12 protein-coding genes are annotated in these 11,678 nt (G+C 67.6%); 7 read left to right on the top strand and 5 right to left on the bottom strand.

Annotated elements, in window-relative coordinates:
- Nucleotides 1-223 precede the first annotated feature (223 nt).
- Nucleotides 224-3,100 carry a right-handed parallel beta-helix repeat-containing protein gene (locus OG205_RS04450; RefSeq protein WP_330274952.1) on the top strand — a complete coding sequence of 959 codons (2,877 nt, stop codon included), beginning with the start codon at nucleotides 224-226 and terminating at the stop codon, nucleotides 3,098-3,100.
- A 68-nt stretch (nucleotides 3,101-3,168) separates the two neighbouring features.
- On the opposite strand, the gene OG205_RS04445 is transcribed toward OG205_RS04450, so the two are convergent.
- Nucleotides 3,169-3,945 carry an ion transporter gene (locus tag OG205_RS04445; RefSeq protein WP_330278099.1) on the bottom strand — a complete coding sequence of 259 codons (777 nt, stop codon included), beginning with the start codon at nucleotides 3,943-3,945 and terminating at the stop codon, nucleotides 3,169-3,171.
- 128 nt (nucleotides 3,946-4,073) lie between these two features.
- Between OG205_RS04445 and tnpB the strand changes: the two genes are divergently transcribed.
- Nucleotides 4,074-5,435, top strand: a complete 1,362-nt coding sequence (tnpB, locus tag OG205_RS04440) for an IS607 family element RNA-guided endonuclease TnpB (protein ID WP_330274951.1) — start codon at nucleotides 4,074-4,076, stop codon at nucleotides 5,433-5,435.
- A gap of 76 nt (nucleotides 5,436-5,511) precedes the next feature.
- Here the strand turns inward: tnpB and zapE are convergent, their stop codons facing one another.
- A complete protein-coding gene (gene zapE / locus OG205_RS04435; protein ID WP_330274950.1) occupies nucleotides 5,512-6,450 on the bottom strand; it encodes a cell division protein ZapE in 939 nt (312 codons plus the stop codon).
- A gap of 32 nt (nucleotides 6,451-6,482) precedes the next feature.
- Between zapE and OG205_RS04430 the strand changes: the two genes are divergently transcribed.
- From OG205_RS04430 to OG205_RS04420, 3 genes are all read left to right on the top strand, one after another.
- Entirely contained in the window at nucleotides 6,483-7,424 is a 942-nt protein-coding gene (locus OG205_RS04430) for a pirin family protein (protein WP_330274949.1), read from the top strand.
- The gene (locus OG205_RS04425; RefSeq protein WP_330274948.1) at nucleotides 7,421-7,879 is read left to right on the top strand and encodes a hypothetical protein; all 459 of its coding nucleotides are present in this window, start codon (nucleotides 7,421-7,423) and stop codon (nucleotides 7,877-7,879) included. Before OG205_RS04430 ends, OG205_RS04425 begins: the two co-directional genes overlap by 4 nt.
- 298 nt (nucleotides 7,880-8,177) lie before the next feature.
- Nucleotides 8,178-8,588, top strand: a complete 411-nt coding sequence (locus tag OG205_RS04420) for an SsgA family sporulation/cell division regulator (protein ID WP_330274947.1) — start codon at nucleotides 8,178-8,180, stop codon at nucleotides 8,586-8,588.
- On the opposite strand, the gene OG205_RS04415 is transcribed toward OG205_RS04420, so the two are convergent.
- On the bottom strand, nucleotides 8,537-8,872 hold the full coding sequence (locus OG205_RS04415; protein ID WP_330274946.1) for a hypothetical protein: 336 nt from the start codon (nucleotides 8,870-8,872) through the stop codon (nucleotides 8,537-8,539). The two genes, OG205_RS04420 and OG205_RS04415, sit on opposite strands and share 52 nt — an antisense overlap.
- Before the next feature lie 231 nt (nucleotides 8,873-9,103).
- On the opposite strand from OG205_RS04415, the gene OG205_RS04410 reads away from it, so the two are divergent.
- Nucleotides 9,104-9,919 carry a helix-turn-helix domain-containing protein gene (locus OG205_RS04410; RefSeq protein WP_330274945.1) on the top strand — a complete coding sequence of 272 codons (816 nt, stop codon included), beginning with the start codon at nucleotides 9,104-9,106 and terminating at the stop codon, nucleotides 9,917-9,919.
- Here OG205_RS04410 and OG205_RS04405 read toward each other — a convergent pair.
- Nucleotides 9,913-10,845, bottom strand: a complete 933-nt coding sequence (locus OG205_RS04405; protein WP_330274944.1) for a glycoside hydrolase family 6 protein — start codon at nucleotides 10,843-10,845, stop codon at nucleotides 9,913-9,915. The genes OG205_RS04410 and OG205_RS04405 overlap by 7 nt on opposite strands.
- Nucleotides 10,846-10,963: 118 nt before the next feature.
- Here OG205_RS04405 and OG205_RS04400 point away from each other — a divergent pair, with 118 nt between their 5' ends.
- Nucleotides 10,964-11,395: a hypothetical protein gene (locus tag OG205_RS04400; RefSeq protein ID WP_330274943.1), complete on the top strand. Its 432-nt coding sequence runs from the start codon at nucleotides 10,964-10,966 to the stop codon at nucleotides 11,393-11,395.
- Here the strand turns inward: OG205_RS04400 and OG205_RS04395 are convergent.
- A complete protein-coding gene (locus OG205_RS04395) occupies nucleotides 11,385-11,678 on the bottom strand; it encodes a hypothetical protein (protein WP_330274942.1) in 294 nt (97 codons plus the stop codon). The two genes, OG205_RS04400 and OG205_RS04395, sit on opposite strands and share 11 nt — an antisense overlap.

The following is an 11,678-nucleotide window of genomic DNA, read 5'->3' as shown; positions in this document are numbered from 1 at the left end:
CGGTACAGCGCCCGCGGGACCTCATTCGCCCCTCCGGGACGTGGCCGGCCCGATCGACTCACACGATTCAGACGCGTGAGCTGCTCCGTGCATTGTCCGATCAGGCAAGAACCGTCATTGAAAACCATTGCATCATTATCTATTTCATGAATGTGAAAGTTTGACAGAGGTCTACACCTCTACTACAAAGAAATGGCCCCGCCCTGCCAAACGAGGTCAATCAATGATGCGAACCTCCCTGCCCCTGCTATCCCTGTTTCTAATAGGTTCCCTGGCCGTTCCCGCTGCCACGGCGATCGCCGCACCTGCCCTGACGGGCCTGGACGTCTCGTCGGGCAACCGGCGCGCACCTGTTTCCGGCCTGTACGACTGGTCGAAGGCCGGGTATCGCGGCAATGGTGTGCTGCCGGGGAACAATGAGGTGAACCCGAGCGCCGCCTGTCAGATCACGGCGGCGGAACTCGCTTCTCAGTTCTCCGTGCGTCCCGATGACGCGGCCGACGACACGGCAGGGCTCCAGGCCGCGATCGACGCCGTCAAGACGCAGTGTTCGCCCAGTGCGAGCTACTCGAAGCTCAGCACCATCACGCTGCCGGCGGGCCAGTTGAAGGTGTCGAAGGAACTGCACGCCGACGCCGACTACCTGATCATCAGGGGTGCCGGCGCGACGGCGACGAAGATCGTCTACACGCCCGACGCGAACACCCGGTACGACTCCCTGACGCCGGACGGTTCGGACTGGGACGAGGACGGGATGACGTCCGGGCAGGGCAAGGGCGGCTGGCTGTGGCCGGGCCGCGGCCTGTTCCGGGTCCAGTCGCGCGGGGTGCACGCGAGCTACGCGAGCGACCACGCGGCGGCGCCGGAGAACCGCAAGGACATCTTCGAGGGCACGATCAACGTGCACTGGAAGGCCGGCGCGAAGGTGAGCGCCGCCGCCAAGGCCGGTGACCGCACCATCAAGCTCGCCTCCGCCAGTGCGATCAAGGCGGGCATGTTCGTCAACGTCCGTGCCGCGAACTCGGTCAAGTTCTACGAGCAGCAGTTCGCCACGGGCACCCCGTACCCGATGCTGAACATGCACATGCGGCAGCAGATCTTCACCGTCGCGTCGGTGTCGGGCACCACCGTCACGCTCGACAAGCCGCTGGAGTTCGACGTTCCGGTCAACTCCACCTCGGACGGTTCACCGGCGATCGGCGGGGCGACGTACGACTCGAAGGTGTCGCCGCTGGTGGACCCGGTCCTCGGCGTCGGGTTCGAGAACTTCGGCTTCACGCAGGCGATGCCGAACCTCGACCCCGCCGAGGCCACCAACAACTACGGCAACATGGCTCCCGCTGACGAGATGCACGGCATCGTCTTCAAGTGGGCGGCCAACTCGTGGGTGCGCGGCATCAGGGCGGAGATGACGGGCTCGCACCCGATCGTCACCGAGGAGGCCAAGAACCTCCAGATCGTCGACAACCACCTCGACGGTTCGTGGAACAAGGGCAAGGGCGGCAACGGTTACTTCCGCGGCTCGCGGGTGTGGGACTCGCTCTACGCCGGCAACACCTCCCGCAACCTGCGCCACTTCACGTTCCAGTGGTCCGCGTCGGGCAACGTCGTGATCGGCAACGACTTCGACTCCGACCTGAACCTGCACGGCGGCTGGGAGCGCAACAACCTGTTCGAGAACAACAGCGTGAAGGTCTCCTACGCACACCGCTCCGGCAACTGCCGCGCGAACTGCGGTGAGGAGGGCGGCGGCGGGCCCGACGACTCGAACTGGTTCCCGATCTGGTGGGGCGCCGGCAAGAAGGCCGTCAAGTGGTCGGGCGCCTCCGGGCCGCGCAACGTGTTCTTCAACAACGGCATGACGAAGCAACTGTCGACCGGTGGCTCCTACGACGCCTTCTACAGCGAGAAGTCACGGGTCTACCAGTTCGGCTGGAACGGCAGTGCCTACAAGCACCTCGACGTCGGAGGCGCCCCGATCACGGACTGGGCGAAGAACGAGCAGCGCGACTACACCGGCGGTCACGGCGTCGACGCGACCAAGACCGACTCGGCGAAGTCGTTGTTCCTCAAGAACATCCCGGCCACCTTCGCCGCGGGGTCCACAGAGGACGACTTCGGTGCGCGGGCCACCATCCCGGTGTCGAACGCCGACCAGCTCAAGGCGGCGCTCGCCGGTGCGAAGCCGGGTGACACCATCCAGCTCGCGTCCGGCACCTACCGCGGGTCGTTCGTCTCGCAGAAGGCCGGCACGTCCGGCAACCCGATCACGCTCACCGGGCCCTCGTCGGCCGTGCTGGTCAACGACGGCCCGTCCGGCACGGCACCGTCCTGCCCGGTGCCGACCGCGGGCTGGGACTCGGGCTACGGCCTGTGGCTGTACAACGCGCCCTACTGGAACATCAAGGGCATCACGGTGGCGGAGTCGAAAAAGGGCATCGTCCTCGACAACTCCCACCATGTCACCATCGACGGCGTGACCGTGCGCAGGACCGACGAGGAAGGCGTGCACTTCCGGCGTTCCTCCGCGGACGGCGTGATCAGGAACTCGACGATCACGGACGCCGGCGTCGTGACGAAGGACTACGGCGAGGGCGTGTACATCGGCTCCGCGAACTCGAACTGGAAGTGCCACGGCAACTCCGGCGGCGTCGACAAGTCCGACCGCGTGCAGGTGCTGAACAACAGGATCGGCCCTGGGGTGTCCGCGGAGCACATCGACGTCAAAGAAGGCACGCAGGGCGGCCTGATCAGCGGCAACACGTTCAACGGCACCGGGATCTCCGGCGCCAACTCCGCCGACTCCTGGATCGACGTGAAGGGCTTCGACTACCGGATCGAGAACAACACCGGCACCTTCGCCTCGCCCGGCACGTTCAAGAACGGCTACGAGACGCACAACCCGAGCACCACGCCCGCGTTCGGCAACGGCTGCGGGAACGTGTGGCGCGGCAACAAGTCCGACCTCGGCAACGTCGGCGAGTACGCGGTGTACGTGTCGTCCACGTCGAAGTGCAAGGCCAACCCGAATGTCGTGCACGCCTCGAACACGGTCACCAGGGCCAAGAAGGGCGTGTCGAACATCCCGGTCACCCCGTAGAAGGCGGGGGTTGCAGGGATCCCGATCGGTGTACGGCGGCGTCGCCGATCGGGATCCCTGGCTTGCTGTCAGGCGTTCTGACGCATCGACCGCACTTCGTCCCTTAGCGCGCGGACCTCCATCAGCAGGAGGTCGTCGTGGCCCGCGGAACGGGGTGCGGGCACCGTCACCTCCTCCTGCATGGCGCTGCACACGACCGCGATGAACAGGTTGAGCATCGTGAACGTGCCGACCAGCAGGTAGATCAGGAAGAAGATCCACGCGAACGGCTTCTGCACCATCAGGTCGCGCATGACGTCCGACCAGCCGTCGCCGGTCGTGATCTGGAACAGCGTCAGCAACGTCGGGCCCAGACCGGTGAAGCGGGGGTCGCCGGTGTCGCCGAACAGATTGCTCGCGATCACGCCGCCGATGTAGACGAGCAGCACCAGCAGACCGGACAACGACACCAGGCCGGGAATCGACCGCACCAGCGCCGTGACGACCCGGCGCATGCTCGGCACCATCGCCACGAGCCGCAGCGCGCGCAGGATCCGGAGACTGCGCAGCACGGCCAGCGGTCCCGCGGCCGGGATCAGCGCGATGCCCACGATGATGAAGTCGAAGACGTTCCACGGGTCTTTGAAGAACTTCCAGCCGAACGCGTACAGCCGGGCCGCGAGTTCGGCCGTGAAGATCGCCAGCGCCAGGTGGTCGATCGTCGTCAACAGCGGGCCGAACTTCGCTTCCAGGACGGTCGACGTCTCGGCTCCCAGGGTGATCGCGTTGATCACGATCACGCCGACGATGAACATCTGGAACCGGTTGCTCTCCACGAGCTCGCCGACGCGGGCGCGCACCATCATCACTTGCTGCTCCTACTACAGGGGTTGTAACTGTTTGGTGGAACGTGAACAAACGCGGAGTTGTGTGAGTTTTCGTGGAGCGGGGCCAGGGCGGTGTTGTCGGTGTCGGCCGCTACGGTGTCGGTGAAATGGTCACGGTGATCCAGGCGTATCGGTTCGCGCTCGATCCGACCGCGGGGCAGCATTCGGCTCTGCGGTCGCATTGTGGTGCGCAGCGGTACGCGTTCAACTGGGGCTTGGCGCGAATCAGGGTGAACCTGGACCAGCGTGCCGCCGAGAAGACCTACGACATTCCCGAGGATCAGCTCACCCCGCCGGTGTCGTGGTCGGCTTACAGCCTGCGCAAGGGCTGGAACCAGGGCAAGGACGAGGTCGCGCCGTGGTGGGCTGAGAACTCGAAGGAGGCCTATTCGTCCGGCTTGGCCAACCTCGCGGCCGCGCTCGGTAACTGGGTCGGCTCCACAAGCGGGAAGCGGCGCGGCCAAGGGGTTCGGTTCCCCCGGTTCAAGGGCCGCCGGTCCGGGTTGTCGTGCCGGTTCACCACCGGCGCGTTCGGCCTCGCCGACGACCGGCGGCACGTGAAACTGCCCCGTATCGGTATGGTGCGCACCCACGAGTCGACCCGCAAGCTCGCCCGGCACGTCGAGCGTGGTACAGCGCGCATCCGCTCTGCGACCGTCTCCTTCCGGGCCGGCCGCTGGTTCGTGGCGTTCTCCGTGGAGATCACCCGCGCCGATCCCGTGCCCACCCGGCCGGAGAGCGTTGTGGGTGTGGACCTGGGCGTGAAGTCCCTGGCCGTGCTGTCGACCGGCGAGATCATCCCGAACCCGCGGCATCTGGAGACCGCTCAGCGGGAGTTGCGTCGCCTGCAACGCCAAGCCGCGCGCCGCACTGGCCCGGACCGGCGCACCCGCCGGGAACCCTCCGCCCGATGGCGCAAGACCCAGGCGCGCATCACGCGGCTGCACGCCGCGATCACCAACGTCCGGCGCGACGGGCTGCACACGCTGTCCACCCGGCTCGTGCGCACCCACGGAACGGTCGTGATCGAGGACCTGAACGTGGCCGGCATGACCCGCAACCGCAGGCTTGCCCGGCACATCGCCGGTGTCGGTATGGCCGAGCTGCGCCGCCAGATCGAGTACAAGGCCACATGGGCGGGCGTGCATGTGCATGTCGCCGACCGGTGGTATCCCTCCTCCAAGACGTGTTCGGCCTGTGGCGCAGTGAAAGCCAAACTGCGCCTGGGCGAACGCGTGTACCGCTGCGACGCGTGCGGTCTGGTCCTGGACCGTGATCTCAACGCCGCGTGCAACCTCGCCGCGCTCGTGCGCTGCGAGATGTCCTCCCCGAGTTGCGGGGCGACGGTAAACGAGCCCGCTGGAAACCTGCGTAAGACCCGCGCTGCGCGGGCGACGGGTACTGCCACGGGAAGACCCGCACAGACCAGTACGGGTCAACGCCGACGCCGCAAGGCGACGGCTGTCTGAACACAGTGGACTCACACTCGCTCACAATTCAGGCAACGGTTGTGCTACCTATCGGCGGTGGAGGCGACCCAACTGTTCACCCGGTCGTGTTGATCAGCTCCAGCCTGCTGGCGGTGCGGGCGAGGTCGCGCGTGTCGCCGCCGACGATCTCCCCGAGCGCGTGGTCGCTCACGAGCGTCAGCCGGACGTCCTTGTCCACCAACACGTCCACGACGTTCGCGAACCGCTGCCTGGTCTCCCGGCCGCGGGTGCCCAACCGTGGGACGTCCGTGATCACCCAGTCGTCGAAGCGGTCCGCGAGCACCAGGTAGTCCTGCGTCGAGGTCGGTTTCTCGCACAGGTCGCCGAAGTCGAACCAGATCCTGGCGCCTTCGGTGCCCAGCGCGGTGAACGCGCGGCCGTTGACCTCGAGGACGACCGGCGTGTCCGGCAGGGTCGCGGTCCTGGTGATCTCGCCGGTCTCGAACCGCGACCGCGGCTCGGTGTGCAGGTGCCGGTAGTCGGTGGCGCCGTCGAGCTCCACCGCGTCCATCAGTTCCTCGATCAGCGCGATGCCGGGCAGGAAGTGGTCGTGGTGGAGCGGGTCGGGCAGCAGGCCGTCCGGCGGGTAGTTGGAGGTGGCGATGATCATCACGTTGCGCGCTTGGAGCTCCTCCAACAGCCGCGTCATCAGCATCGCGTCGCCGACGTCGTGCACGTGCAGCTCGTCGAACGCCAGCACCTTCGCCCGCCCGATCAGCTCCTTCACCGCCCTGGCGACGGCGCCGCGCTCGTGCAGCCGTTCGGAGATCCTCTGGTGCAGCTCCTGGAAGAACGCGTGGAAGTGCACACGCTTCTTGGGCTCCGGCAGCACGTCGAACAGCGCGTCCGCCAGAAAGCTCTTCCCGCGGCCGACCGGCCCGTGCAGGTAGACACCCCTGCGTTGGCTTGCGAGCTCGTTGAGCCTCGTGATGGCTTCCAGTTGTGCGTCGTCGAGCTCGTACCCGCTGCCCGACACGTGCGCGCGAAGATCCACTGCTCCCCCCGCGCCAGCTTACGATCGACCCCGTGAGCAATGTCGAGGCCGAGCCCGCAGAAGTGACGTGCACCTCCTCCCCCGGCGACGTGGAAGTCCTGACCCCGCGCGACGTCCCCCTGGGCGGCCCGCGAGCGATGTCGGTCCGCCGGACGCTCCCCCAGAAACAACGGTCGCTGATCGGCGCGTGGTGCTTCTGCGACCACTACGGCCCGGACGACGTCAGCATGGACGTGGCCCCACACCCCCACACGGGCCTGCAGACCGTCAGCTGGCTGTTCACCGGCGAGATCGAGCACCGCGACAGCCACGGCGTCCACGCCTACGTGCGCCCCGGCGAACTCAACCTGATGACCGGCGGCCGCGGCATCGCGCACTCCGAGGTGTCCACCGCCGCGTCCTCCGTGCTCCACGGCGTGCAGCTCTGGCTGGCCCTGCCCGGCGCCCACCGCGACGCACCGCGCGACTTCCAGCACTACGCCCCACCGACCGTTGCCGTTGATGGTGCCGCTGTGCGCGTGTTCCTCGGCTCGCTGGCCGGGTCGACGTCGCCGGTGCGCACCTTCACCCCGCTGCTCGGCGCCGAGATCGTGCTGCCTGCCGGTGCGTCGCTGACGTTGGACGTGGCGCCGTCGTTCGAGCACGGCGTCCTGCTCGACACCGGTGACGTGACGCTGGGTGCGACCGCGTTGTCTCCTGGGTCGCTCGGGTACGTCGGCACCGGCCGGTCGACGCTGACGCTGTCCTCGGTTGCCGGGGCGCGGGTCGTGCTGCTGGGTGGGGAGCCGTTCGGCGAGGAGATCGTCATGTGGTGGAACTTCGTCGGGCGCACGCACGACGAGATCGCCGGGTTCCGGGAGGAGTGGCAGGCGGAGACGGACCGGTTCGGGCGGGTCGAGGGCTATCCCGGTGATCGCCTGCCGGCGCCGCCGCTGCCGGGTGGGCGGTTGCGGCCGCGCGGCAACCCGGCATGACCGCCACCGACGACGACGCCCGGCAGGCCGCCGTGACCGCACTGGTCCGGCTGGCCGCCAGTCCTCACCACCGGGACAGGGCCGACGCGGGCCGCGGTCTCGCGAGTTTCGCCGACGTGTCCGCGGCCCGCCCGGTGCTGTTGAAGCTGGTGCTCGACCCCGCGGACACGTTCGTCACTCAGGAGACGGCCGAGGCGCTGTTCCGCCGTGGCGACGCTCTGGGGTTCGCCGTCGTGAGCGCCGCGGTCGCGGCCGCCGACCACGAGCAGGCCGACCACCTCGACGCCGCTCTGCACGCTGTGCTCGGCGTGTTCGAGCGCGAACGGGACGCCGCTGTGCGGATCTGTCGCGAGCTGACGCAGGACCCGGCCCAGCCCGTCGAGGTGCGGGACGGAGCGGCGTCGCTCGTCGCCGACCTCACCGCCCTGCGGCCATCACTTTCCGTGCTGAATTAACTACGGAAAGCACTTCCACATTTAAGTCGAATTAAGGTAACGGGCTTCACCGTCTCAGCATCCGGGCCTTCCCCATACCGCATCCAGCGCGTCCGAGCTGGTGATTTCTTCCACAGATGACCGAACCCCACCAGCACAAAGAACGCAAAACCGCAGGTCAGAACAGCTAAACAGGCTCGTCTCACCTGGTGAGCGAAGCCGGTTGTCAAAAGTCATACTTCAGGACCATTGAAAATCACGTTCTGATCGCTTTTCCTGATCGAGGCATCCACGGAGGCTGCTGTACGTCTTAGGGGGCATGACGAACGTGACACGAGTGGGCGCCGAGTCCGTCTTCGCCTTCATCGCCCCCTCCGGGCGCCCCTTGCCCGTCGAGGTCGAGCTGGGCTACCGCGCCGACGACCCGCACGCCGTGACCATGACGTTCCGCATGGGACGCCAGGAGACCGTGTGGCTCGTGAGCCGCGACCTGCTCGCCGACGGGTTGATCACCACCAGCGGTGCCGGCGACGTGACGCTGCGGCCCCACAACTCCACGACGGCTGTTCTCGAGCTGCGGTCCGACGTGTCGCACGCGGTGTTCCACGTGCAGTCGTCGGAGATGCAGGAGTTCCTGAACTCCACCTACGACGTGGTCGCCCCCGGTCACGAGAACGACTACGTCGACTTCGAGGCCGAGCTCCGCAAGCTGCTCGACCCGACTAGCTGACGCCGGTGCGGATCGCGCTCGCGTAGGCCGCCGCGGTGCCTTGTGCCGCGCACGCCTTCATGTCGTCGTAGAGCCGCATGAAGCCGCCGGTGATGCCGGCCGGGGTCCACCGTCATGCCGAGCGCGCGGTTCCAGGTCGCCGGGTTGTTGCCCGCGCCGCCCGCGTAGCCCTGCAGGTACGCGCGGTCGACCAGTGAGCCGAGGTTCGACTTCAGGCTCGCCCAGAACGACTGGTTCGTGTACGGCGCGAACGTGAACTTCGAGTACCCGAGGCCCGCCGCCATCCGTGCGATGGCCGCAGTCGAGGACGAACCGGTGTCGCCTGTGCGGAGGCCGGTGCGGCGAAGGCCAGAGCCAGTGGTGCGGCGAGAAGAGCGGGGATCCAGGGCCGCCTCATCAACGCATGTCCCTTCGTCAAGGCGGCCTGAGACCAGCCACAGCGGCGCGTTCAAGAACGCGTTTTCACCCGAACGAGCCCGTGGCATGGAGTTGTTCCAACCCATACGTTCGAGGTCGTGACCGTGACGACTTCCACCGCGTACAGCAGGGACATGGGCGACGAACTGCGCCGGCTCAGGCAGAGGTTCACCGGCTTGAGGGGCCGCGCGATGGCGCTGCAGCTCGGCTGGGATCCGAGCAAGGTCTCCAACCTCGAGCACGGCAAGATCAAGGGCACCGACATCGACCTCGCGCAGTACCTCACCGTGTGCGGCAAGGACATCGACTACTTCGAGGACTTCCTTCGCCGCTACCACAACGCTTTCGACCCGTACCTCGCGCAGGCGCCGGACAGCCTGCGCACCCTCGAGATGACGGAGGCGATGTCCACCGGCATCACCGCCTACGACGTCCTGACCGTCAACAGCCTGCTGCGGACGCCGAAGTACGCGCGTGCCGTGCAGGCCGCGACCGGACAACCGATCGAAGACCTGGACAGGCAGGCGGTCATGCGCCGCCCCAACGGTCCCAAGTGCGTCTTCTACCTGCACGAACTGGCGTTGCGGATGCGGCTCGGCGACGACCGGGTGATGGAGGAGCAGCTCGTGTGGCTGCTGGCGAACTCCTCCATCGTCCGCATCGTGCCAGAGGAGGCGGCGTCGGCGGCGTTCCAGTCGGCGTGCACGCTGTTCGAGTTCGAGAAGGCGTCGCCGCTCGTCCACGTGGAATCCGGCCTGGCCAGGGTCTTCGCCCAGGGCGAGGCGGCCGTCGAGCGGAGCCGGAAGCTCTTCGACCTGCTCGAGAACGTCGCCCTGGACGAGAACCAGTCACGGCGCAAACTCGCGGAGTACCGCGGGCCCACACCGCTGCGCGCCCTGGTCAAGACTCAGTAGCCGTACACCAGGTCGAACGCGAGCTGCGGGTCGAACTTGCCTGCGTCGACACCCGGCGCCTTGCCGCAGCGCCCGTCCGAGTCGCCGGGAACCTTGACCCACAACAACATCTCCGCGCCGCCACCGGTGCGAGCGGGCGTGCCGAGCCTGCGGCCGCCGGGGTTGCACCACTCTCCGTTGTGGCCGTTGCCGTTGCGGCTGGTGTCGATCACGTACGGCTTGGTGTAGCCGGGAAGCGCGCCGCTGACCGAGTTGCCGTACGCCGTCGAGGCCGCGGTGGTGTGGTAGTTGGACACGTTGATCGAGAAGCCGCGCACGTTGCGCACGCCCGCCGAGTCCAGGCGGGTGGCCATCGCCGCGGCGGGCACCCACTGCGCGTTGCCGGCGTCGAGGTAGGCCCACGTGTTGGGCGCCTTGGCCTTGAACTGCTCGGTGGCGTACCTGATCATCGCCGTCCGCTCGGCGATCTTCGCGCTGTCCATGCAGTTGAAGTCCGCCAGCGAGTCCGGCTCGATCACGACCACGGCCGGGCGCGTGCCGATGGCAGAGGCGAAGGAGGAGATCCAGGTCCGGTAGGCCTCCGGCGTGCCGGCACCGCCTCCGGAGTGGCCGCCGCACGCGTCACGGCCGGGGATGTTGTAGGCGACCAGGACGGGCAGCTTGGTGCCGGTCTTGTTCACGTAGGCCGACACCGAGGTCTTGATGTCGCCGCTCCAGGCACCGAACCAGCGGGCGATCGGCTTGGACGAGATGTTCGCCTTGATCGCGGCCTGGCGCCCGTCGGCCGCGTGGTCGCGCACCCACACGGCGGGGTTGGAGTCCGGGTCGACGTAGAAGCCGTCAGTCATGCCGACGGGGCTGGCGGCGTGCGCGGCCGGGGCGGTCGCCACGACGGCCAGCAGGGCCAGCGCGAGTACTCTGATCATGTCCAGCACCCTCGCGCGGGTCGCTTAAGGCGTGGTTATTCGGCGGTGAACGTCCACTTCTCAGTCAGGAGTGGACAGTTCGTTGACGCACAAAACCACATCGGTGAACCATGCGGAGGTGACGTCGAGCCTCACCAAGCTGAGCAACGATCAGGTGCACGCCTACGCGGTGTACTGCACGGCGGCGGAAGCCGTCCGGAAGACCATGCTGCCGGTGGAGGTCCGATCGGAACCACGACGCTACCGCCTCAAGGTCGGCGGGCGGCTGGTGCAGGTGTTCGGCAAGCGCTCGGACGAGTGGCAGCTGTCCGACGCGTTGAAGCCGCTGGCTCCGGACACCGATGCCGTGGTGTTCGTCGACCTGGAAGGCGAACACCCCGAGTTCTACCCGGTGCCCGCCGACTGGTTCCGCCAGGACGTCGAGAAGCGGTACACCGAGTACCTGGCGCGCGTGGGCACGCGTCCCAAGAACCCCGACAGCCGCCACTACGCCGTGCCCGCGTCCCACGTCGTGCGGTGGTGGGACAAGTGGGACGTGCTCAGCGGCTGAGGCCGGGCTGAAGCGGCAGCAACGGCGACACCACGCGAGCGAACGGGCCGCTCTGCACGACACCGCCCTCAGGCCCGGCGAACGGCGCGGCCGGGTCCACCACGTCAGGCATCCGGGCCCACACGGCCCACCGCTCGTCCCACGCCTGGATCACGTCGAGTTGCCCGCCGGGAAGGAACCGGGCCAGGTGCACCCCTGCGACCTGCCCGGTGTTCCCGAGCAGCGGGAGCAGCCGGAAGCCGCCTTCCCGCCGCAACCTCTCGATCAGCTCCGCGCTGTCCAT

The organism is Lentzea sp. NBC_00516 (assembly GCF_036346835.1).
Taxonomy (GTDB): Bacteria; Actinomycetota; Actinomycetes; order Mycobacteriales; family Pseudonocardiaceae; genus Lentzea; species Lentzea sokolovensis.
The sequence above is the reverse complement of the archived record's forward strand: the minus strand, read 5'-3'. Positions and strand labels throughout refer to the sequence as shown.

Bases quoted from the DNA above. Each gene is read 5' to 3' on its own strand.
- OG205_RS04450 (WP_330274952.1), top strand. From the start codon at position 224: ATGATGCGAACCTCCCTGCCCCTGCTATCCCTGTTTCTAATAGGTTCC.
- OG205_RS04420 (WP_330274947.1), top strand. From the start codon at position 8,178: ATGACGAACGTGACACGAGTGGGCGCCGAGTCCGTCTTCGCCTTCATC.
- tnpB (WP_330274951.1), top strand. From the start codon at position 4,074: ATGGTCACGGTGATCCAGGCGTATCGGTTCGCGCTCGATCCGACCGCG.
- OG205_RS04415 (WP_330274946.1), bottom strand. From the start codon at position 8,872: ATGGCGGCGGGCCTCGGGTACTCGAAGTTCACGTTCGCGCCGTACACG.
- OG205_RS04405 (WP_330274944.1), bottom strand. From the start codon at position 10,845: ATGATCAGAGTACTCGCGCTGGCCCTGCTGGCCGTCGTGGCGACCGCC.
- OG205_RS04425 (WP_330274948.1), top strand. From the start codon at position 7,421: ATGACCGCCACCGACGACGACGCCCGGCAGGCCGCCGTGACCGCACTG.
- OG205_RS04395 (WP_330274942.1), bottom strand. From the start codon at position 11,678: ATGGACAGCGCGGAGCTGATCGAGAGGTTGCGGCGGGAAGGCGGCTTC.
- OG205_RS04445 (WP_330278099.1), bottom strand. From the start codon at position 3,945: ATGATGGTGCGCGCCCGCGTCGGCGAGCTCGTGGAGAGCAACCGGTTC.